Source organism: Paenibacillus sp. J22P51, from assembly GCF_059692215.1.
Map to the genome: position 1 here is coordinate 756,857 of NZ_JCAUAZ010000001.1, position 21,857 is coordinate 778,713.

Genomic DNA, 21,857 nt, shown 5'->3' on the forward strand with positions numbered 1-21,857 from the left:
AAAAATCCCCTAAGCAGTTAATCTGCTTAGGGGATTTTTTTAGCCACTATTTGGAACTTCGTACTCGTTCCCACATGACCCTTACATAATTTTGAAAATTCTGGGTAAAAGTAAGACATCGGTTATGAAGGGAGGACACCATATGAAAACAAATTCATCGATTGAAGTGATAGATCACTATTTCAACCAGCTATTCTCCGAACAAAGCGACTTTCAATCGAAAAAGCTGATCTTTGGGGGAACGGAGCACAGGTTGTTTTATTTCGACACGTTGATCGATACCTCCCTCGTACAAGATTTTATTCTGAAACCACTACTCCTCCGTCCTCAGGACGCGATCCGCGACGTCGTTTCGATTCTAGACTATGCCGAAAGCGAACAAATGGAGGAAGCGGTTCAAGCCATTATGTACGGTAAAGTTGTGCTGTATCGCGGGGGCGAGAAGAAACTTTACCTGTTAGGGGTGGATTTAAAGAAGGAGCGCTCCATCAATATTCCGACCAATGAGCGGGTTTTACGCGGTGCGAACGAAGCGTTCATTGAGAATTTAGATACCAACATCAACCTGATGCGCAAGCTGATCAACTCTAAGGATTTCATCGTAAAAACGTATACATTAGGACGACTCTCGCAGACGAAGGTAGCTGTCATGTACATAAAATCTATTGCTAAGACAGAGTTCTATGAGGAAGTGGACAGAAGGCTTAGAAGCATTGACATTGATTATGTCGAAGCGCCAGGATTTATCGATGAAATGATCCGTGAGAAGGAATTCAGCCTGTTTCCACAACTGCTCATTACGGAACGGCCTGACCGTGCGCGTGCCTATCTCATGGAGGGGAAGGTCGTCATTGGCACGGCAGGTTCACCGGATACGATCATCCTGCCGGTATCGTTCTGGTCTTTTTTCCAAAGTCCAGATGATTACCAAGTCAGTTGGCTGTTAGGCACCTTCTTTCGACTATTGCGAATCTGCTGCTTTTTAATAACACTTGCGGCGCCTGCCCTGTATGTGGGGGTCAGTGCCTTTAATCCCCAGCTGCTGCCGATCAATTTCGTCAATACGCTGCAGAGCTCGCTGAAATACGTCACATTTCCGCCAGTCTTAGAGGCGCTTGTGATGATGCTCGTGCTTGAAATTTTAAGAGAAGCGACGATTCGGCTGTCGAGTCCCGTCGCTCAAACCATCGGCGTAGTTGGCGGTATTGTCCTCGGAACGGTGGTCGTTCAGGCCAATTTGGTGTCCAATACTATGGTTATCGTTGCTGCTTTAACCGGAATGGCCTCCTTCGTCCTGCCATCGTACGAGATGAGCAGCGCAGTTCGCCTGCTAAGCTATCCTGCACTCCTACTATCCTCGTTGTTCGGCTTATTTGGTCTCGCCTTCTTCATCATGATGATTTGTATACACATATGCCAAATGACTACGATGGGGCTCCCTTACTATACGCCGCCCTTCTCCTTTAGTGATATGAAGGATACGCTGTTTCGTGCTCCTCTTTGGAGCCTGCGCAACCGGCCAGGAGGAACGGCGCCGAACAATCGAACAAGGATACGGAATCCAAGGAGTTGGAAGCGTTGAGGAAGGAAGAAACCATCACTGGAAGACAGCTGATCTCGCTCGTGATCATGGCTCAGCTCGGAACCGAAGTAATATCCCTCCCCCATGTGTTGGCTGGAACGGCCGGTCATGATACTTGGCTGGCGGTATTGCTAAGCGGACTGGTCGCAGAGGTAGGCATCGTGCTGATCTGGTGGCTTGGCAGCCGATATCCGGCACGTAACTTGTTTGCCTATATCCCGCTTATTGTCGGCAAACCGATCGGATCTTGCATCAATTTGGTATATGGAATCTATTACGCCCTTTCTGGACTCTTGTTGACAGTGCTTTATGCCGACATATTAAGAAGATGGCTGTTTGTGGAGACGCCTAGATGGATCATCGTTCTAATGCTTCTAATCGTGTGCGGCTATGCGGCAACATCATCGCTAAAGCAGCTTGCTCATGTATCGCAAACCTTTATGATCTTCGCTTACATCAGTTTTTTGCTTATCGTTTTATCCGGAATCTACGGACTTAACGTGAAAAATTTGCTGCCAGTTTTACCTGGCGGCTGGTTACCGGTAATGAAGGGAGTCTATACCGCATTTAGCGCTTATATAGGCTATGATCTGCTTCTGTATGCCTACCCGTACGTGCAGACATCAAGCAAAAAGAAGCTGCTTCTTGTGATGATATTGGCGAACGCCAGCACTGCCGTGTTCTATGTTGGGGTTTGCCTGATCTGCTCAATGAAGTTCAGCTTGGAACAGCTCTCCGTTATTCCGGAGCCTATCGTTTTTATTCTAAAGAACTATAAGATTGACATCTTACAGAGTATTGATATTTTGTTCCTCATCTTCTATGTATGCGTTGTATCGGCAACGATCTATGTATATTTCTTTATGGCGGCTAAAGCATTCCTGCATCTACGCAGTAAGGGCTTTGGTAAGCAGCATATTTGGGTATGGGCTATTGTATGCGTCTGTTTCATAGGAAGTTTCTTCCTGATAAAACGTTTATCCATTTTGAAATTCGGCTCGATTCAGGATGTAATTTCTATCATTATGATCGTTGTTCTGCCTGCCGTACTGCTCTTGATTTCTAGACTACGAGGCGCTGGGAGGAGCGAGATATGAAGAGAGTGACTGCAGCACTAATCCTTTGCTTGCTGCTGACAGGATGCTGGGATCAGACTCAACTGAAGAAGCAGCTTTTTGCCGACATTATCGGGCTCGATTACGATGGTGACGGCAAGCAGCTCAAGGTAAGTTTTGTTATTTCCTCGCTTCGAAATGTATCTCAGGGAGGAGGCTCCGCGAATAACTTATACCTTGCGTCAAGAGGCGATAACATCTATGACGCCGTGAATAATACAAACAGAGAAATGCCTGGCATCCTTTCTGTACTTGAGACCAGGTTGTTTCTAATCAGCACCCAATTCGCCAAAGATCAGCCGTTGAGCTATCTGAATATTACTGGTCAATTTAGAAACAATCCGTTATACGGCTATCTAGCGGTGTATGACGGCGATCTTTCCAAGCTGCTGGCTACGAAAAAATTCAAAGAAGATCTGACCGCAGCGGATTTTTTAGTAGGCTTAATGGAAGATGAGCAAAAGAGAGGAATAATCCCTACAAACTATTTACTCGATTATATACTTGGGGGAGGGCGGTTCATGGACGACTTCGCACTCAACCGGTTCGAGCCTTATGGGAACGGTGCTCGCCTTGCAGGTACCGCTTTGTTTAAAGACGGAAAGTATACAGGCGTCAATCTGAATAATGAGGAAACACAGCTAGCCGTTCTGATTTATCGCGAATGGGGCAGATCCCAGCCACTCGTTGGTAACATTGGCGGAAAGCGTTATACGGCTCTGGTCAAGCGTGCCAAAAAGAAAGCCCATATTATCCATCATGATGACGGTCTTAGCGAAATTAACATCTCGTTAAAACTAGATCTTAAATTAATCGAAGATGGATCTGAAGTGAAGAAACACACGAACAAGATGCTCACGGAGTTGGAGAAGGAAATTGCAGATGATCTAACCGCGAAGACATCTAACATGATTGCAACCATGCAGAAGGCCAATTGCGATAGCTTACAGCTTGGGCAAGAGGTTGCTGCCTTTCATCCGAAGCTGTTTAAAGGCAAGGACTGGTGGCGCGAGCAATATCCGAAGATTACTATCAAGCCAGACATTAAGATCAATATTCTAAACACCGGCGTATTGGACTAACAACTTAAGTATCACCACGTACCCGTATCTGCCTCTGCGTAGCTCAACCTAAGCAAACAAAATCCCTCATAAGTACCACTCATCTCTCTGCCGTTCATTCGCAGTCAGACCGAGCACTTTGAGGGATTTATTGTTTCCAAATTACATAAATTAACAGCGCCCACAAGGGAATAGACAGTAGAACGCTCCAGAGGCACCCTTTGGCCATAGCTAGCTTGGGTTCCTCTTCTGTCCGCTGGAACCGGCCATTATTCCACAATTTCCACCAACTCCAACGGCAACTCATCGGGATCGGCGAAAAACGTGTAACGATTTCCCGTGATTGGATCAATTCGCACGGGCTCAACCACGATACCCTTACTTTCTAGTTCTTGTACACTTTGCTCCATGTCAGCAACAACAAAGGCCAAATGACGTAAGCCACGCGCTTCAGGCTGATTGACACGTAATGGCGGATTCGGAAATGAAAACAATTCAATTTCTTGATCCGTTTGACCAATGCGCAAATCCAATTTATACGAGTCTCTTTCGGTGCGATACGTTTCCTGAATGACAGTGAGTCCAAGTAAATCAACATAGAAATGCTTAGAACGCTCGTAATTCGAACAAATAATCGCAACGTGATGAATCTGCTTTAGTTCCATTCGATGACACCTCCTACAAAGAAAAACCGCATGCTGGGCTGCTCCCATCCTGCGGCTTATCTTCTTATTTTATCCTGCTGCTTGCATCGTTTCAACAATTTTGTTTAGAACTTCATCCGCTTGCGCATATTCCACTTGGCAAGTTCCTGCGGCGTGGTGCCCGCCTCCACCATTTTGGAGCATAAGATCGCCAATGTTCGTTTGTGCTGTACGATTGCCATAGAAATCAGAACGTGTGATCAATCTCATGCTATGCATCTCCCTATATATAGCCCTAAAGAACTAAAGATGGAGATATTATGTCAGATAGTGTCGATTGGCAGCAATGAGAAAATCACTAACCAAGGCCTTTTAATTATTTCCGAAGGTAAAAAAAAGAGCAATTCACCTAGATAGGTTGAACCGCTCTCAATTTGGATGATAAACATTGGAAAAGTCTTGTTAAAAAGCCTTCGATTTGTGCCATTGGGGGCATTTTCACAGAAAGCTTAACTTCGCCTTTCCAGTAGAAAATGAGAATACTATTGTTTCTTCCGTGAAACATTTCGACATCCCAACACGCTTCGTTTAGTGCATATTCTTCACGGTTTATCATGAGCTTAGGACCATCCGTGGATGGCACCAAACGTGCAACATGGTTGCCGCATAATGAAGTTGCTTTCTGTTCCTCATTCAATTGATTGTCCGATTTCATGCCGCTAGGGCCTCCTTAGTGCAATTTGTTCAATTTTGTTTCGCTATGACAGAGAAAAAACCCCACTGTAGTGAACCGACTAGAGGGGTTCTAAAGTGAATTTCCCAATCGTTCGGCGGCTGGCTGGCTGCTTGTCCTTTGCAGGAGAAGTAAGCCCCTGTAGCTTTGCGTCACTGGCTTTCGCCAGCTTTGCCTTTGTCGAGATGACGTGCAGGATCTGTGTAGTTGTTGATGATTAAACGGTATATCCTATACTCTCAAGAATAAGGGATGATGATTTGAAATCGAATAGTGCGGAGGAACTATTTTTACGAAATCCATCAAAAAGTTTGCATTTTCGACGAAATTTTCACCATATTTTGACGTTTTGTGCCTTTCCAATAGAAAATAGATCCAACTAACGATAAAATGGCGATGATGAGGAACAACGTAGTACCCCCATAGGAGACTAGCAAAAAGCCGCCAATCCACGGTCCCATAAAGTGACCAATGTTCGTTAACGTTTGAGCACCGTAATAGGATCCTCGCATTTGTTCAGGCGCCAGCTTATCAATCAGCATATTCGCTGCAGGATAATTCAGAATTTCACCGAACGTGAAGATCCCCATCGAAATAATGAGCCATATAAGCGAGTGCGAGAAAGCGAAGCCAATATCCCCTAATGCAAACATCAAATTTCCAACAACAATGGCTGTTAATGGTGAATACTTCTCCGCCCATTTCCCCAGCGGAATCTGCATGGCGATGACGACAATGGCATTGGCGCTCATGAGAATCGCAAACATTTTGCCCCCGTCGGCAAAATCCCTCTGAAGATACTGTGACAAAGTCACCATAACTTGAGAATATCCGATAGCTCCGATAATTCCACCGATAATGTACAAACGGAAGGTCATATCCTTACGAATAACGTCCCATGCCGAACGGAAAGTAACGATCGCTTTCTTCTCGCCTTCGATTTTTTTAATGCCGAACTTAATGAGAAGAGCGTAGAGTGTCACTCCATAGATTAAATAAATAATCCCGGTTAGCAGGAATGGCAGGGCTCCGTTCATCGTAGCAAAAAATGCTCCCAGCAAGGGTCCTACAGCTACACCCACGTTAATCGCCATGTACCGAAGTGAAAATACCTGACGCCTCTTGGACAGCTCTGTTAGATCTGCCATTAAGGCTTGCGACACAGGCTCATAGAACGAGCGGCAAAGTCCATTCAACATATTAAGCAGCATAAATAGGACGGGTAACTTCACTACTCCGAAGCCGAGGAATACGAATCCCCACCCGAAGAGTGCCGCGAGCATAATTACGCGACGTCCAAAACGGTCTGACAAGGTGCCTCCGACAAACCCGCCGAATGTACCAGCTAGAGCCCCCATGCCAATGACGATCCCAATGAGCCCTGGGCTCATGTTCGAGTGCTTAGCCAAATAGATCGCTAGGAAAGGTAAACTCATGGAGGACGCTGCCCGAGCCATGACCGTACCTAAGAGTAGCGTATGTACGATAGGATGATAGGATTGTAAAAAATAACGTATACGATTCATAGTCGATGACTCCTCTCGCAGATAAACGAATTACCCTATGGTTAATTAATAGACACCGAATTCCAATTATACACGAAATGGAGGAAACGTGTCGTAATTTCGAACTGGGAACTTTCCCTTATTAACTATCCCTGCGCTCAGATGGTATTTATTGGGTGAAGGTTTTATAATGGCGATATGGAGGTGCTTGCAATGAAAATAGCGATCACAGGCGGCAGCGGCTTTATTGGAAAACGTTTAATTGCTTTCTGGATGGGACAAGGACATGAACTCATAAATATATCACGCTCATCCTCGAAGCAGGTACCAGGTGTCAGAACGATAACATGGGACGAGTTAGAGCGAAATACGGAGCTCCTTAAAGGTGTTGATGCCATTGTGAATTTGGCTGGTGAATCTATCAGTCAACGCTGGACAGCCGCGGCCAAGAAGCGGATTGTTCAATCCCGACTACAGGCAGCAGAGCGTGTAGCCAAGCTTGTTGCGAAGCTAGACTCTAAGCCTAGGGTTGTTGTGAATGCTTCTGGCATGTCGTATTACGGTATTTCAGAAACGGAAACCTTTGATGAGGAGAGTCCCTATCGTAATACAGACTTCTTAGCTTCTGTCGTCAAGCAGTGGGAGGAAGCTGCTGATCTTATCCAAGGCACACGTGTCGTGAAGGTTCGGGTTGGACTTGTTTTGGATAATAAAGAAGGCGCATTCCCCAAGATGGCGCTCCCCTATAAGCTTGGTGTAGGCGGAACAGTCGGGAGTGGCAGGCAATGGCTTTCGTGGATTCACATCGAAGATATGGTGAGGTTGATCGACTTTTGCGTTCAAAATGATACCATTTCAGGTCCCGTAAATGCCACCGCACCACATCCTGTCACGAATAAAGATTTCGGACGCGCGATTGCGACGGTTATGCGAAGACCGAATCTATTCCCCGTTCCCGCTTTCATGATGAAGCTTATTTTCGGTGAGCTGTCTGTTCTGCTTCTAGAAGGTCAGAAGGTGATTCCTCGCGTACTGCAGCGGCATGGATTTGAATGGCGCTTTCCTTTGCTTGCAGGCGCACTTGGCAATCTGTTGAAAAAATAGCTTCCTTTTTGAATTAAAATTGTGTAAAATTAAATTGTGTAAAATAATAACATTAAAGGGTTGTGACCTTATGAGCATACATCAGTTTCAAGTGAAGACGATTCGCGGTGAAGATAAATCCCTTGCCTCGTACAAAAACCAAGTCCTGCTCATTGTCAATACAGCAACGAAATGCGGATTTGCGCCTCAATTCAAAGGACTGCAAGAACTTCATGACACCTATAAAGATCAAGGTTTCAGCGTTCTTGGCTTCCCATGCAACCAATTCAAGGATCAGGAGCCTGGTGATGACGCACAGGTTGAACAGGCATGTCAGATTAATTTCGGAGTCAACTTCCCGCTGTTCTCCAAGATCGACGTGAATGGCGCGGATGCTCATCCGCTATACCGATATTTGAAGAGCAAGGCATCTGGTCTATTCGGTTCAGGCATTAAGTGGAATTTCACCAAGTTCCTCGTGGATCAAGACGGCAATGTGATCAAACGCTACTCCCCAACTACGTCGCCGCGCAAAATTGAACGTCAGATCCAAAAACTACTAGAGCACTCCCCAGTTCACGCTTAATTTTGGCTTTCCAAGGTGAAAAAAAGCATCCTGTCCAATTGGACGGATGCTTTTTGGTTATTTCACATATTTCTTGGCTTTGTCGATGGCTTCGTCTTCCGTTGCGCCTGTAATATAACGGCCATTAATAAATATAAATGCGAACCGTGAACATGGACCGCAATACGATTTGCACGCAACCTTGACTTCGGTGTCCGGTGCAATGGCACTTATTTTGGCAAGCGCCGATTTCACCTTCATGTGTTTGCATTTATCACAAATGCGAATATCATTCCGCATTAGTGGTCTCCGTGGTTCCCCTTGCTTGGATTCGTAATCATGAAGCCTTCTTCTGGTGTGTAGAAGTAGTCAATACGAATACCGTCTAGAAGCGGCTCTGTTTGATCTAACAAAACATCAATTCCTTTGTCAGTACTAATTACAACATCATTTGCCGTTTTATCGTCAAGACCCAAACCATAGTGAGCATGGTCACCATGCTTGTGTGTCACTTGTACACGAACCAACAAATCTTTGTTTTCTTCTTTATTAAGCTCCAATTGAAGTACTTTTGCTGCATTGCGTGAAATTTTGACTTTCATATGTACACATCTCCTGAAACAATAAATTTTAATTCTATTGTAAAGAATCTACGGCACGAAATCAACCTTGTCCTAAACCTGCCATTCTATTGCCAAATTCCATAAGGAACTTTAAAATACATAGTAGTATGACTAATCATCCCTTATTACAAAATGTTAACTTACTAACCTAAAAGTAAGTATCCTACTCGATTTTGATGAAAGGAAGCGATCTCGTGTCAACTCTTGAAAATGAAAAAATAACTCCGCTCAGCAATTATATTCCCAAAATCCCTAAAGAAATCGAATGTTCGGTGGAAAGAACACTGGAGGTCATTGGCGGTAAATGGGCATTTCTAGTCCTTCGTGAATTGTTCTGTGGAACGAAGCGTTTCGGCGAACTGCAGCGTCAAATTACGGGTATTAGTCCGAAATCCCTCACGGATATTTTGCGCCATCTTGAAGAGCATGGGGTTCTGGAGCGCATGGCATTCCCAACCGTTCCTGTTACCGTCGAGTATACGTTGACACCAAAAGGGCAGGATTTGCATCAAATTATAAAAGAGATGAAGCTTTGGTCAGCAAAATGGACATAATGACTAATTAGGGATACTTGTAGAGGAGAGGAACTTGATGATTACAATCAAAACAAAAGAACAAATTGAAGCCATGGGGAAAGCAGGCCGTATCCTTGCCGATTGCCATAAAGAAATTGCAAAAATGATTCGCCCAGGCATTACTTCATGGGAAATCGATCAATTCGTTGAAGGCTTTTTGGCTAAACATGGTGCAACTCCAGAGCAGAAAGGTTATCATGGCTACCCGTATGCAACCTGTGCATCGGTTAATGACGTCATTTGCCATGGCTTCCCGAAGAAGGAGCCTTTGAATGATGGTGACATTGTGACGATAGATATGGTTGTTCGCATCGATGGCTGGTTAGCCGATTCCGCTTGGTCATACGCGGTCGGCAACATTTCTCCCGTCGCTGAAAAGCTGCTCCAAGTTACGAAGGAATCCCTTTATAAAGGGATTGAAAAGGCCGTAATCGGTAACCGAATCGGAGATGTTTCTCACGCTATTCAAGTCTATGCGGAATCTCAAGGCTTCTCCGTTGTTAGAGATTTCATTGGTCATGGTATTGGATCCGAGATGCACGAGGAACCGCAAGTGCCTCACTATGGACCTGCTGGCAAAGGGCCGCGCATTAAGGAAGGCATGGTATTCACCATTGAACCGATGCTCAATGTCGGTAAGTATCATTCCAAAGTAGACCAGGATGGATGGACAGCTAGAACGTACGATGGCAGCTTATCTGCACAGTACGAGCATACGATTGCGATTACAAGCAATGGACCGATTATTCTAACTGAACAATAACTTTTCTGGAGGAACAGGGATGCTTTCTTTTTACAAGAAATATTGGCGAACGGTATTTGACATTGGGCTCATCGCATTAACCGTCTACTTATTCATGCTGTTATTCAGTTATTTGTACGCTATCGCCACGCCAATCTTTCTGGCCTTGATTATTTTCATGATGATCGAGCCTCTGGCCCGCTTCTTGAATCGCAAAGGGATGAGCAAATCATTAGCTTCCGCGATATCAACCTTGGTGTTCGTCCTAATCATTCTTGGGGCATTAGCAGGGGCCGTCGTCATTTTCACAAGTCAGATCATGAGTCTTGTTGATAAAATCGATGATTATGCTGCGGTATTTAATGACCAGATCATTAATCGAATAGCTGAGCTGAATGATCGCTTCCAAGCTTTACCTGATGATGTAACGGGCAAAGCGAAAGATTATGCTGGACAATTTGCCGGAAAAGCTTCTACCTTCCTTGTTGCCTTTTTATCTGGATTGGTCGCTTCCCTGACCTCTTTCTCCACGTTCATGTTCAATTTCATCGTCGGCATCATTCTCGCATACTTCTTAAGCATCGAAATTGAATCTTGGAAACGGATCGCAAGTGAACAAACGCCAAATACCTTTAAATCAGCTTTCTTTTTCTTAAAAGAAAATGTCGTTAAGGGTATTGTTTCTTACATAAAAGCACAGGCCAAGCTCATCACATTGACCTTCATCGTTGTTTTTATTGCTTTGCTTGTACTAAATGTGAACAATGCATTCTCTATCGCGCTTCTATCTGCGATCTTCGATGTCCTGCCATTGCTCGGTGTTTCCACCTTATTCATACCGTGGATTATCTACTTGTTCATCGTTGGCAATACGACACTAGCGATTTGGCTAAGTGCACTGCTCCTTGTTGTTATTCTTGTTAGACAAATTATGGAGCCCAAAATCACAGGTGAATCATTGGGTGTATCGGCTTTTACAACCTTAGCATTCATGATCGTTTCCCTTTCACTCTTTGGTGTTGCAGGGGTTATCCTGTCGCCGGTTCTGATCATTCTAATTAAGGCCTTACATACACAAGGATATTTACAGCGCTGGATTCGTAAGCCTGAGAACGAATATACCGAAGGAAAGCTGCCGTATACCGGCAAATAGCTGAATTATGTAAAGAACAGAGCCCCCACTCTTCTATCAAGAGCGGGGGCTTTTGCTATGCTATACCCGATACATGCTGCGATAAATGGAAGGGGCCTTGCCGATTTTGTGAGTAAACACGCGGCTCAAATAGAAGCCATTCTCATACCCGCATTGTAACGCAATCACATCCAAAGTTAAAGTCGTGGTTTCTAATAGATGTCTAGCTCGTGTAAGACGCAGGTCGTTAATAAACTCCGTTGGCGTTTGGGTAAAGGCTTTACGAAACCTGCGGGTAAATTGAACAGGTGTCACGCCAAGTGACTTGGCCAATTTCAACATGGAAAGCTGGCCAAAAGCATGATCCGTCAGATAGTTTCGTGCTTGCTCCATCTTCTCATCTATGACAGTGGGCGAGAGTCTGTCTCGGATATTTTGGTCCATGTACACCATGCGCATTAGATCATTCACAAGATGCAGCTTATGCTGGGTGCTCTCTTCATCCCAACCTTGCAAGGTTCGCAAGTAGCGATAATTGGATGAAAGGCGCGGTAGATCTAGTAACGACAGCTTTCCCTGCCAGTTAACATCGTGTTCGATATGGGGCTCCCCAATAAACTGTATAAAGTGAAAGGTAAGCGGCTCCAGCGTTTTTCTTCGAAACCCGAGACGCGGGGGGCATAGGACAAGATCTCCGAATCTCGCCTCTCCTTTCTCCTCCCCGATTTCATAGAAGAAGCTGCCCTCTTCAACAGCAAACAAAGTCCAGCAAGCATAGTCATCTCGCTCGAACATAAACTCTTTCTTCTGATGCCAATACACATGAGATAAAAGCTTCAAGGCAGGATCGCGATACGTCATTGTTTCACCTCCAAAATATTTGAAATAAAGTGTATGCTCATTGTAACTCACTGTATGTTAAATGGATATCAGCTATTATACGATGAAAACAGAGATATTCCATTCCTAGTGAGGTGCTCATAAATGAAACATGAAATCGTGACATCCGATATTACTGTCGTTGGCGGAGGCTTGGCTGGTGTATGTGCAGCTGTCGCTGCAGCACGATTGGGTCAAACTGTCTCACTTGTCCAAAATCGCCCTGTACTTGGCGGAAATGCAAGCAGTGAAATACGTGTATGGGTGTGCGGCGCCACTTCACATGGTGTCCATCGCAATGCCCGAGAAACCGGCATCATGGGAGAACTTTTCGTAGAGAATCAATATCGGAATATCGATGGCAATCCATATATTTGGGATTTGGTTGTACTTGAGAAGGTAAAAGCCGAGCCGAATATTACGTTATTCCTGAACACCGATGTGCACGAGGTCGATGCGTCAGGTGATGACGATAATCGTACCATTCATGCGGTTACAGGCTGGATGATGGGCTCTGAACGACGAATTCGTTTTGAGAGTCGTGTTTTCCTCGATTGTACGGGGGATGGTCTAGTGGGCTTTCTTGCTGGTGCTAAGTTCCGTATCGGTCGCGAAGCTCATGAGGAATTTAACGAGGAATGGGCGCCTCTTGTCTCGGATGATATCACGCTGGGAAGCACGCTTCTCTTCTACACCAAGGATGCTGGCCGCCCAGTCAAATATATAGCGCCAAGCTTCGCTAAAGATATCACACAAACGTCGATTCCTATGAAGCGAGTCATTCGCAGTGGCGATAATGGCTGCTCATACTGGTGGATTGAATGGGGTGGCGAGCATGACACTGTTCATGATAATGAGCGAATTCGTGATGAGCTTTCTTCGGTTATCTATGGGATTTGGGACTATATCAAAAACTCTGGGAAATTTGACAGCGCCAATTTAACCTTGGAATGGATTGGGTCGATTCCAGGGAAAAGGGAGTATCGCCGTTTCGTCGGGGATTACGTGCTGAATCAAAATGATGTGATTGCGCAGGAGCTGTTCGAGGACCGCGTCGCCTTCGGCGGTTGGTCGATTGATTTGCATCCGCCGCAAGGCATGTATGCGACTGCCAAAGGCTCCAAACATATGCATATGGATGGTTCCTACCATATTCCATTCCGTTCCCTCTATTCGACCAATGTGTCGAATATGCTCATGGGTGGACGCAATATCAGCGCGTCCCACGTTGCTTTCGGTACGACACGTGTCATGGCGACATGTGCGGTCATTGGCGAAGCCGCAGGTACAGGCGCCGCGCTTTGCGCAGCGAAAGGGATCTCGCCGCGGGAGCTGCATAGCCAGCACTTGAGCGAGCTGCAGCAGACGCTGTTGCGGCAGGATGCGTCGATTCTCGGCGTGGCAAATAGAGACGAGGCTGATCTCGTGCGCAGCGCGGCTTTGACGGCCTCCAGCACGCTGACAGAGCTTGCTTTGGAGCAGTCGGCTGGTGTTTACCCTTTGAAGACGCATGTAGCGCTTCTAGTGCCTGTAGATCCGTTTATTGATGGCATAGAGCTATTATTGGATGCCAGTGCCGCTACAGAGCTTACTGTCGAGCTTTGGCACACAGGTAAGCCTCAGAACTACGTTCCTCATACGCTTGTAACGTCTGTTGTAGTGCCTGTAGGTGAGGGAGCTGAGCAATGGGTCACGGCTTCATTGAAATGGGAGCCTGAGCATGCACAGAATGCTTTCATCATTCTTAGAAGCAACCCTGCTTTGTCCGTTCATCTGTCGGATCGTCCGCAATCTGGCGTGCTATCATTTAAGCATGATGCGGCTTCAGCGGATACCGTAGATTTCGGGGATATGTACCATCATCAGCCGGTGATTGACTGGAGTCCAAAAAACTTCCTTCGGAAGCCAATTTGCTTCCGACTCCTCTCTCCTACTTCCGCCTATGCGGCTGAGAAAGCAGGAGATGGATACAAACGGCCTTATGGCAGTCCGCATCTGTGGTCTTCCGTTGGAGACAGTGGTACTGAGGAATGGCTAGAAGCCAGCTGGTCTGAGGTTCAGAGCATTGGGCAAGTGCATGTGACGTTCAATGATGATGTAAACGAGGATCTAATTAATTTGCATCACCATCGTACCGAATTCGAGATCATTCCTGAATTAGTCAAAGATTATACATTGCAAGCTTGGGTTGGTGAAGCGTGGTCAACGATTGCTGAGGTGCTGAACAATCATACACGGCATCATGTTCATGTGTTAAACAGCAGCGTATTAACGAACCGTCTGCGTGTTGTAGTTGAATCAACGAATGGCTCAGGGCGTGCTGAGATCGTAGAGTTACGTTGTTATCGTTAAAATTGTACGTATATGGAGAGAACCGATACGGCCACGTCATTCGTGGTTAATCGGTTCTTTTTGCTCTTGCTAGTATGGAAAAAAACTTGCTGTCTATCCCCTTTTGACTGCTTGTCAAAGTAAATAGAAGCTAGGACATGCCCCCCCTAATTATTTGAAAAATAGGTGCCGATTCCCCTTGCTTAACCTTACATGGTGTGTTATATTAAAAGTGCGTAGAATCAAGGTTTCCGCTTTTAAAAGCTGACATAGGAGTGATGAAAATGTCCAACAATTTCGTACAAATTCCGCATGGTGAAGAATTGATTCGTGTTGAAATGACGGTAAAGGAAGCGCTTGCACTGACAGGCACGAAATTCAATCAAAACCACAAATTGGAAACAGACGCAATCAAGAAGCTTAAACAATCCTTAGCAGATAAATTGCTCACACCTCACCATTAATTCATACACATATTGGCCCTGCGAGTTAAGCTCGCGGGGCTTTTTATTTTGTGTCCTGGTGGATCGAGCGAGGTAACTATTGAGGGGCCGATCTCGCGTGATACTCATTTGGAGCGTTGCGTCTACACATTTGCCTGCCAGAGCTGCGTTCTTTGGTTTTAACGCCCTTTTGGGGCGTTAAAGCTGCGCAAAGATGCTCTGGCTCCTCCTTAAGGCCCTTTTTGGGCCTTATGAGTTGATCATTTGCCTGCCAGAGCTGCGTTCTTTGGTTTTAACGCCCTTCTGGGGCGTTAAAGCTGCGCAAAGATGCTCTGGCTCCTCCTTAAGGCCCTTTTCGGGCCTTATGAGCTGATCTTTTGCCTGCCAGAGCTGAATTCTTTGGCTTTAACGCCCTTTTGGGGCGTTAAAGCTGCGCAAAGATGCTCTGGCTCCTCCTTAAGGCCCTTTTCGGGCCTTATGAGCTGCGAACAAAAAGTCCGCCCCCTCAAAATGGGAGCGGAACTTCGGGTCCTATTTAATTGATTTTCCTACGGGTCAATATACACGGAACTCCTCTTCCCACTGCGCCAGGCTTAGACATCATTTCTAAATAGCGCATTCCCCTTGCGCAAGGTGTTTTGCACACCGCACACGTGGCCGATTCGACCATTCTCATGGTGTATTGCGCACGGGACGAAAGTTCCTTTTTCTTCTTAACAACCTTGCCTTTACCTTTAGGTGGTGCCATATTCACGCCTCCCCAACAGCTTCCTTACTTCAGTATATGAAGTCTGGGCTAATCGGTTCGTGGCGAGCACATGCAAGTTGGCGTAACTTGTCTTAAGATCTCTACGATCCCTTTTTACAATTCCAAGGCTGTCAAAAGAATAGGAACTACTTCCTCATAAAGGGAAGCAAACGTTTCTACGGGCAGCGGATTTACGCCTAACCCAACCTCGACGGTAAAGCCAGGTCTCCGAAATTGCTGAATAAACCAATCCTTGTACCCCGCATCACTACCCGAAAGTTTCACCGCCGCGTAATCGCTGGCTAAGGCCAAGCGCTCTGCAAGTGCTTCGGATTCAGCAGGCTCATAGTCTCGATAATTCCAATAAATTTCTCTACCTTGTGTATGTAGAGCAACGACGAGCTCGAAGTCGTGGCTCTCGGTAAATTGAGCTAGCGCCACGGCTTCCGGTTCAGATAACGGCGCTTCTCCGCCATAATCGCGCTCGCCAGGTCCCTCCTGCTCTCTTCTCAACTTTTCTTCTTCCCAATGTGCAGGGAATTGATCATTGAGATCCACTCCTCGTATATTCGCCTTCCAGTTCAAAAAAGACAATGAACCTTGATTCCATGCCACTAAAGCTTCTCGATGAGGATGCTCTTCAGGCAGCCCGTGCAGCACAAGCTCTACACCGTCCGGATTGACCATGGGCACGACCCACAGCGAGTACTCCGATAAAATACGCCTTATATTGCGACCCTGCCAAGCCGTCCCTCTGGCATAGGAGCATGCTAGATCTTCAACAAATTGCATCAGCAGCGGTGCAGTTATCCACTCGTTCGCATGCATAGCCGCATTGAAATGGATTTCCTTCGAGCCGTGACCGATTCGAAGCGCAAGTATGTCCCTTCCCATCACACTTTCGCCGATACAAGCGATTTGCAAAAAGGGATATATTTTGCCTAAACGATTCAGCTCGTTCCCCAATGTCTCATACCCATACCCTAACACAAGACCACCTCACAGCCATTTACTTCTTTCGTATGGCTAATCTTATGATTAGGTTGCGGGAATCATGCGGTATCTCGGCTACAGCAAGGGAAATAAAAATAGACCCAAACGGGTCTATTTGAATCGCTTAGATAATAGTCGGTACCTGCCACACAACAGGCATAAAGGAAATATATTCCTTGAGCCAGTTCTCGGCAATCTGCCGGAATATCGTAGGCGCGCCGCTGCAGAAAAACTGATGAACGGGCATTTCTTGGGATATGGATTCCATCCCTCTCTGAAACAGGATCGTACTAATATCTCTGGCCGTCTCTTCTGCCGAAGAAATCAAAGTTACTGCCGGACCCATGACCTTAGAAATAGATTCCATGAGAAAAGGATAATGGGTACAGCCCAAGATTAAGCAATCGATAGGCTTCCCTTTTAATGGACTCAAGGATTTTTCCACAACGGTATGCGCACTATCACTACTAAAAAGTCCTCTCTCCACAAATGGAGCTAGTAACGGACAAGCCTCACTATAGACATGGATGTCCGGCGAAATCTGCTTCAACGCCGTTTCATAGGCTTGACTGCGTATGGTCCCATCAGTGCCTATGACACCGATCATACCGCTTCGAGTCGTTTTGATTGCTGCTCTAGCCCCCGGTGAAATCACACCTACAACAGGAATTGAGACACGAGCACGAATGTCTTCTATCGCGACAGCAGTGGCCGTATTACAGGCAATCACAATCATTTTGGGATTAAATTGAAGTAGGTAATCTACGATTTGACGAGTAAAGTGACGCACTTCATTCGCAGGTCGGGGTCCGTATGGACTCCTTGCCGTATCTCCAAAATAGATGACTTTCTCATGCGGCAGCTGTCTCATAATTTCTTTTACAACAGTTAATCCTCCGACTCCGGAGTCCAGTACGGCTATCGCTTGCTGCACACATATCCGCTTCCTTTGCCGGTTGATGAATTCATAAACCACATGGTTAGGATATGTGCGGCCAAGCTTAAAGGTACCAAGAGTACCACACAGTTTTAGACCAAATCTTCGTTACTTCTTAGGCTGCAGCTCCGTCACGAGCCCGAATTCGTAGCCTCTCTTCTTGATTTCTTTACAAATACGATCAAGCGCCTGCATGTTCTCAATGGACCCCTGATGCATCAAAATCACGTTACCCTCATGCAGGTTATTCATAATATCGTTGTATGGATCCTCAGCGCCATTCGCTCTGGGCTCCCAGTCACGCATTGCCGTAGACCAGAACACAGAGGTATAGCCCATCTCAGATACCAAGCTTAAATTATGAGGATTATAGTGACCGTAAGGAAAACGGAAATAGTTCCCAACTTCTTTCCCGGTTATTTGCTTATATACGACTTCAAAATCCGTAATTTCCTTACGAATCTGATCGTCGGACAACTCATTAAAATCCGTATGTGTCATCGTATGGTTCGCTACATAATGACCGTCTGCCACGATTCTTTTTAAATAGTCCGGGTTCTTCTTGATGTTGTTTCCAGTGATAAAGAAATTTGCTTTGACATTATTTTCTTTGAGTGATTTCAACATGAGATCAACCTCGATTAAAGGTCCTCCTGCGTCAATCGTTAAATAAACCTTTTTCCCCGTTCCGACCCAGACTGCCTTCTGGTCATTGCTAAAGGATTTGGTCTCTTTCGGAAAATCAGGAACCTGGCCTGTTTTCTTCTTCATATAGTACCAAGAATATGGCGTCCGATCCGTAGGCAACGCTTTGGGTTTGGAAGCATCAGCCGTCAATACAGGTTTGGGTGTTGCACTTGGCGCCGCAGTGGCGGCAGACGTACTTGGTGTCGCGCTTGGCAGCGTCGTTGTGTGTGTAGCTTTGGGTATTATCGTTGGTGATGGTGTTGGCAATTGGGTAGGTGTTGGTGTTGGAGAAGCTTTAGCGGAAGTTGAAGGCATCACTTTGGAAGCAGCTTCATTGCCTACAGGGGCTGTCAGGCTTATGTCTGCACAACCGACCAAGGTGACGCTCAGAATGATCAGAAATGCAGCTTTATGGGTACGTTTTGTCATGAGTTACACCTCGGATAGGATTGGATTCTTCTACCATGCCTATTCGACAGTGAATGACAAATTACCTGCCTAAACATTGGTGTATGGGGGTTATTTTGTAGCTCGATAGGTTAAGAATTGTAAAATGGTAATCAGGATGAACGCAGTTCCAGCTAGCATGGGAATCGTAATAAAACCCAGCCAGTTTAAATAATCGGTATCACAGGCAATTGGACCACAACCTGTACCTGTTTCTTTGAAAACACCCATTTGTAATAACACGTGATAAATCGAGATGCACGCGCCCCAAATCGTTAAAGGCAGCACATAAATCGTTAATTTGTAATCTCTACGGACAGCTGCAATACCTAGAAAAATGACCAATGGGTACATAAGAATGCGCTGATACCAGCATAGTTTACAAGGTGCCAGATGCATGATTTCCGAAAAATATAAGCTTCCTAGCGTGGCAACTAAGGCGATGAACCAAGATAGATGCATGCCGTTATCTCGCAGCCATTTTTTTGACATGTTAATATCGCCCCCTTTCTAATTCCCTATTATAAAAAAATAGAAGAAAGAAGTCACGGGATTGATTCTCTCGACCTACTAAAATAGCAAATTGCTTACGAACAGTATAAGAAGTCTGCTAACAACTCAGGTAATTAGTACCATTAAGAGCTATTAACGTTTCTATTTCCGGTCAATTCTATTACAATTAACATATGGAGGGATTCCTATGATGAAGCAATTTGAAGGATTCGGTAAATTTTTGGAGAGCTTGCGAGGGAAAATGTCCTTACGTGAAGCAGCTAACAAGAGTGGACTATCCCATGCTTATATTCGAGATCTCGAATTAGAAAGAAATCGTTCAACGAATGAAAAGATCAAACCATCCCCTGTCACTTTAAAGAAACTGTCGGACGCCTATAAGTTCTCGTATACAGATCTCATGGAGAAAGCTGGCTATCTTGAAAAAGAGAGCCAGGATAGTCAAACTACAACCTTGACTCTTCCACTCACAGACATCCTTTTTATAGAAATTGGTTCCACCGAAATGATGTATCATACGCGGATCGGTAAGCGCAGGATCCCTATGCAGTCACTGCTGGATTTCAGTCATTTCCTAGATCAGTTAGAAGAGCACGGCTTTAAGAAAATGGATACGGATTTATTCGTCAATCTGTCTCACGTTAATAAGTATGATGCACATGAAGGTAAGCTTTATTTTGACCCGCTTGGTGTGAGTCTATGTGTAACCATTGCGGCTTTCCGACAAAAGAAATACCATGATCTCATCGTTCGCAGTGTAGCCAAACATTCAGGGAACGATCTTGAATTTTACTATGATAAAAACCGGATGGGGGACACTCGTTTTTCAACCGTCCAACGACATAATTAAACATTTTACAAAGAAAGGAGAATAATTCAGGGAAATCTGAAACTTATTCTCCTTTCTTTTCGTCTTAATAGATAACAGTATGGCTTGAATTGCGTTAGAGAGGATAGATGCCTTACCATGGCGGTTCAACAAACAATTACCCCACAGACAACCAGGCAAGCGCGCGTGAAGCACAAACGATCTGCGGGAATGCGATTTATGATGGTTACCATCCTTAGTCTTACCATACTTTCAACCATAGGTTTAGGATGGTTTTTCCTAACTGCCTCTGGTTCGAGTCTGCGCTTCATGATGGCAGATACCATTATCACAACTCAGCATCGGGATTGGGCCAAATATTTGATTGGTACGTCCGAATTACAAAAACGGGTTGCTGCTTACTCGAAAAAATTTGATGAAATGGGTACAGAGAAGGACCTTGGACTCGTTGAAATTGCACCTATTCCATCCTATACTCCCGTTGAAGTGCCCATCAAGAAAGATTTAGTGACGATAGAGAACATTTCCGGTCCCAACTTCAAAGGCAAGCTCGTTACGATTACTGACCCTACGAAACTTCGTATTGCCGTGCCGGAGAAAGCGGGTAAAGGGGAGAAGGTTTCCTCGATGGTCAAACGTACCGGCGCTATCCTAGGCGTTAACGGCGGCGGATTTATCGACCCGAATTGGGAAGGCAATGGCTTTCAGCCGGAAGGTGTTGTGATTTCTGGAGGTAAAATCTTTTATAATGACAAAGGCATGAACGGCACCGTACAGATCGTCGGAATTGATAAGCAAGGCCGAATGATTTCTGGGAAATACAAAGTATCCGAGCTGCTCGAGATGGGCGTACAGGAAGCTGTTTCCTTTAGCCCTCGATTCATCGTTAACGGTGTTGGGCAAATCAAAGGTCAAGCGGACGGCTGGGGCATTGCTCCGCGTACGTGCATGGCTCAAACCAAGGACGGTTCTATTTTGTTTGCTATTATCGACGGCAGACAAACGCACAGTATAGGTGCAACGCTATATGATATTCAGGAAATTTTCTTAGCCCACGGGGCGATCACCGCGGCGAACCTAGATGGGGGCGCTTCAACGGTGCTTGTCCATAATAATGCCATCATCAATAAACCTTCGAGTGAATACGGAGAAAGATACCTTCCTACTGCATGGCTCCTCTTCGATAACCCAGAAACGGCAGTCATTAAGAACGTATGGGAAGGGCTGGATATCAGCAAAATTGATCCGTCCAAATGGTAACAAATAAGAAGCCGAGTGCTCCATATTGGAGCGCTCGGCTTCTTTGTATAGGAGATTAGCGGCCTACGATGACTAAGTCTTCAGCGGCTTCTGAAGCTGCGATATCATCAAGGAGCTCATCGCCTGATTGCGAATCCTTCCAAGAGCGAACCGTCTCGACAACACTTGCTGCCGTGTCTTTGGCTTTACCAACAAGTTCCGTTGTTGTGGAACTCACTGTTTTGGCAGCTGCTTGCGTTTTTTGACTCACCGCGCTTGCTAATTGAACTGTTTTATCGCTAACCACTGTCGCTCCTTCAGCAATGTCACTGCGCAACTCACGACCGGATTTCGGTGCAAACAACAATGCTGCTGCAGCTCCAACTAAACCACCTACGACAGCCCCGATAAGAAGATCTTTCCCTTTTTTTCCATTGGACATGTGATATCC

Annotated in this window: 25 protein-coding genes and 1 riboswitch; of the genes, 12 read left to right on the plus strand and 13 right to left on the minus strand. The window is 45.5% G+C overall.

The features are described 5' to 3' along the window. The first annotated feature begins 142 nt into the window (after positions 1–142). Genes AC58QC_RS02825 through AC58QC_RS02835 form a run of 3 tightly spaced genes read left to right on the plus strand, consistent with a single transcriptional unit; the run spans position 143 to position 3,779 of the window. Positions 143–1,582 (plus strand): spore germination protein, encoded by a 1,440-nt coding sequence (locus tag AC58QC_RS02825; protein ID WP_497413681.1) that lies wholly within the window; start codon positions 143–145, stop codon positions 1,580–1,582. Next, on the plus strand, positions 1,579–2,679 hold the full coding sequence (locus AC58QC_RS02830; RefSeq protein WP_497413682.1) for a GerAB/ArcD/ProY family transporter: 1,101 nt from the start codon (positions 1,579–1,581) through the stop codon (positions 2,677–2,679). The genes AC58QC_RS02825 and AC58QC_RS02830 overlap by 4 nt, the downstream gene beginning before the upstream one ends. Next, positions 2,676–3,779 (plus strand): Ger(x)C family spore germination protein, encoded by a 1,104-nt coding sequence (locus AC58QC_RS02835; RefSeq protein WP_497413683.1) that lies wholly within the window; start codon positions 2,676–2,678, stop codon positions 3,777–3,779. The genes AC58QC_RS02830 and AC58QC_RS02835 overlap by 4 nt, the downstream gene beginning before the upstream one ends. A 248-nt stretch (positions 3,780–4,027) precedes the next feature. On the opposite strand, the gene gloA2 is transcribed toward AC58QC_RS02835, so the two are convergent. From gloA2 to AC58QC_RS02855, 4 genes are all read right to left on the minus strand, one after another. Then, the gene (gene gloA2, locus AC58QC_RS02840) at positions 4,028–4,423 is read right to left on the minus strand and encodes an SMU1112c/YaeR family gloxylase I-like metalloprotein (RefSeq protein WP_497413684.1); all 396 of its coding nucleotides are present in this window, start codon (positions 4,421–4,423) and stop codon (positions 4,028–4,030) included. Between the two features lie 69 nt (positions 4,424–4,492). After that, positions 4,493–4,672 (minus strand): hypothetical protein, encoded by a 180-nt coding sequence (locus AC58QC_RS02845; RefSeq protein ID WP_497413685.1) that lies wholly within the window; start codon positions 4,670–4,672, stop codon positions 4,493–4,495. A 139-nt stretch (positions 4,673–4,811) separates the two neighbouring features. After that, positions 4,812–5,117: a hypothetical protein gene (locus tag AC58QC_RS02850; RefSeq protein ID WP_497413686.1), complete on the minus strand. Its 306-nt coding sequence runs from the start codon at positions 5,115–5,117 to the stop codon at positions 4,812–4,814. A 111-nt stretch (positions 5,118–5,228) separates the two neighbouring features. Next, a riboswitch (cyclic di-GMP riboswitch) is annotated at positions 5,229–5,321 on the minus strand. A gap of 116 nt (positions 5,322–5,437) precedes the next feature. Beyond that, the gene (locus AC58QC_RS02855; protein ID WP_497413687.1) at positions 5,438–6,661 is read right to left on the minus strand and encodes an MDR family MFS transporter; all 1,224 of its coding nucleotides are present in this window, start codon (positions 6,659–6,661) and stop codon (positions 5,438–5,440) included. Between the two features lie 192 nt (positions 6,662–6,853). Here AC58QC_RS02855 and AC58QC_RS02860 point away from each other — a divergent pair, with 192 nt between their 5' ends. Together AC58QC_RS02860 and AC58QC_RS02865 are read left to right on the plus strand one after the other, a co-directional pair. Further along, positions 6,854–7,744: a TIGR01777 family oxidoreductase gene (locus tag AC58QC_RS02860; protein ID WP_497413688.1), complete on the plus strand. Its 891-nt coding sequence runs from the start codon at positions 6,854–6,856 to the stop codon at positions 7,742–7,744. 70 nt (positions 7,745–7,814) lie between these two features. Further along, positions 7,815–8,309, plus strand: a complete 495-nt coding sequence (locus tag AC58QC_RS02865; protein ID WP_497413689.1) for a glutathione peroxidase — start codon at positions 7,815–7,817, stop codon at positions 8,307–8,309. Positions 8,310–8,366: 57 nt separating this feature from the next. On the opposite strand, the gene AC58QC_RS02870 is transcribed toward AC58QC_RS02865, so the two are convergent. Next, entirely contained in the window at positions 8,367–8,588 is a 222-nt protein-coding gene (locus tag AC58QC_RS02870; protein WP_171633994.1) for a YuzB family protein, read from the minus strand. Then, on the minus strand, positions 8,588–8,890 hold the full coding sequence (locus AC58QC_RS02875) for an iron-sulfur cluster assembly accessory protein (protein WP_497413690.1): 303 nt from the start codon (positions 8,888–8,890) through the stop codon (positions 8,588–8,590). The genes AC58QC_RS02870 and AC58QC_RS02875 overlap by 1 nt, the downstream gene beginning before the upstream one ends. 215 nt (positions 8,891–9,105) lie before the next feature. Here AC58QC_RS02875 and AC58QC_RS02880 point away from each other — a divergent pair, with 215 nt between their 5' ends. Genes AC58QC_RS02880 through ytvI form a run of 3 tightly spaced genes read left to right on the plus strand, consistent with a single transcriptional unit; the run spans position 9,106 to position 11,381 of the window. Beyond that, positions 9,106–9,465 (plus strand): winged helix-turn-helix transcriptional regulator, encoded by a 360-nt coding sequence (locus AC58QC_RS02880; RefSeq protein ID WP_497413691.1) that lies wholly within the window; start codon positions 9,106–9,108, stop codon positions 9,463–9,465. Between the two features lie 37 nt (positions 9,466–9,502). Then, positions 9,503–10,249: a type I methionyl aminopeptidase gene (gene map / locus AC58QC_RS02885; RefSeq protein WP_497413692.1), complete on the plus strand. Its 747-nt coding sequence runs from the start codon at positions 9,503–9,505 to the stop codon at positions 10,247–10,249. A 19-nt stretch (positions 10,250–10,268) separates the two neighbouring features. After that, entirely contained in the window at positions 10,269–11,381 is a 1,113-nt protein-coding gene (ytvI, locus tag AC58QC_RS02890; protein ID WP_497413693.1) for a sporulation integral membrane protein YtvI, read from the plus strand. A gap of 60 nt (positions 11,382–11,441) precedes the next feature. Here the strand turns inward: ytvI and AC58QC_RS02895 are convergent, their stop codons facing one another. Next, positions 11,442–12,221 (minus strand): AraC family transcriptional regulator, encoded by a 780-nt coding sequence (locus tag AC58QC_RS02895; RefSeq protein ID WP_497413694.1) that lies wholly within the window; start codon positions 12,219–12,221, stop codon positions 11,442–11,444. A 123-nt stretch (positions 12,222–12,344) separates the two neighbouring features. On the opposite strand from AC58QC_RS02895, the gene AC58QC_RS02900 reads away from it, so the two are divergent. Then, positions 12,345–14,591, plus strand: a complete 2,247-nt coding sequence (locus AC58QC_RS02900) for an FAD-dependent oxidoreductase (RefSeq protein ID WP_497413695.1) — start codon at positions 12,345–12,347, stop codon at positions 14,589–14,591. A 263-nt stretch (positions 14,592–14,854) separates the two neighbouring features. After that, entirely contained in the window at positions 14,855–15,034 is a 180-nt protein-coding gene (locus AC58QC_RS02905) for a hypothetical protein (RefSeq protein WP_497413696.1), read from the plus strand. Positions 15,035–15,548: 514 nt separating this feature from the next. Here the strand turns inward: AC58QC_RS02905 and AC58QC_RS02910 are convergent. The 5 genes from AC58QC_RS02910 to AC58QC_RS02930 all read right to left on the minus strand — a co-directional run bounded on the left by AC58QC_RS02910 (position 15,549) and on the right by AC58QC_RS02930 (position 19,317). After that, complete coding sequence (locus tag AC58QC_RS02910) at positions 15,549–15,761, minus strand: hypothetical protein (protein ID WP_497413697.1); 213 nt, start codon at positions 15,759–15,761, stop codon at positions 15,549–15,551. A gap of 114 nt (positions 15,762–15,875) precedes the next feature. Next, positions 15,876–16,751, minus strand: a complete 876-nt coding sequence (locus tag AC58QC_RS02915) for a M14 family metallopeptidase (RefSeq protein ID WP_497413698.1) — start codon at positions 16,749–16,751, stop codon at positions 15,876–15,878. A gap of 127 nt (positions 16,752–16,878) precedes the next feature. Then, positions 16,879–17,688, minus strand: a complete 810-nt coding sequence (racE, locus tag AC58QC_RS02920) for a glutamate racemase (protein ID WP_497413699.1) — start codon at positions 17,686–17,688, stop codon at positions 16,879–16,881. A 111-nt stretch (positions 17,689–17,799) separates the two neighbouring features. After that, positions 17,800–18,807, minus strand: coding sequence for a polysaccharide deacetylase family protein (locus AC58QC_RS02925; protein WP_497413700.1), 1,008 nt, complete (start codon positions 18,805–18,807; stop codon positions 17,800–17,802). A 90-nt stretch (positions 18,808–18,897) separates the two neighbouring features. Next, positions 18,898–19,317 carry a disulfide oxidoreductase gene (locus AC58QC_RS02930; RefSeq protein ID WP_497413701.1) on the minus strand — a complete coding sequence of 140 codons (420 nt, stop codon included), beginning with the start codon at positions 19,315–19,317 and terminating at the stop codon, positions 18,898–18,900. 208 nt (positions 19,318–19,525) lie between these two features. On the opposite strand from AC58QC_RS02930, the gene AC58QC_RS02935 reads away from it, so the two are divergent. Then, entirely contained in the window at positions 19,526–20,188 is a 663-nt protein-coding gene (locus AC58QC_RS02935; RefSeq protein WP_497413702.1) for a helix-turn-helix domain-containing protein, read from the plus strand. A 117-nt stretch (positions 20,189–20,305) separates the two neighbouring features. Next, on the plus strand, positions 20,306–21,427 hold the full coding sequence (locus tag AC58QC_RS02940) for a phosphodiester glycosidase family protein (protein WP_497413703.1): 1,122 nt from the start codon (positions 20,306–20,308) through the stop codon (positions 21,425–21,427). A gap of 55 nt (positions 21,428–21,482) precedes the next feature. Here the strand turns inward: AC58QC_RS02940 and AC58QC_RS02945 are convergent, their stop codons facing one another. Beyond that, positions 21,483–21,848, minus strand: a complete 366-nt coding sequence (locus AC58QC_RS02945; protein ID WP_497413704.1) for a YtxH domain-containing protein — start codon at positions 21,846–21,848, stop codon at positions 21,483–21,485. Between the last annotated feature and the right edge of the window lie 9 nt (positions 21,849–21,857).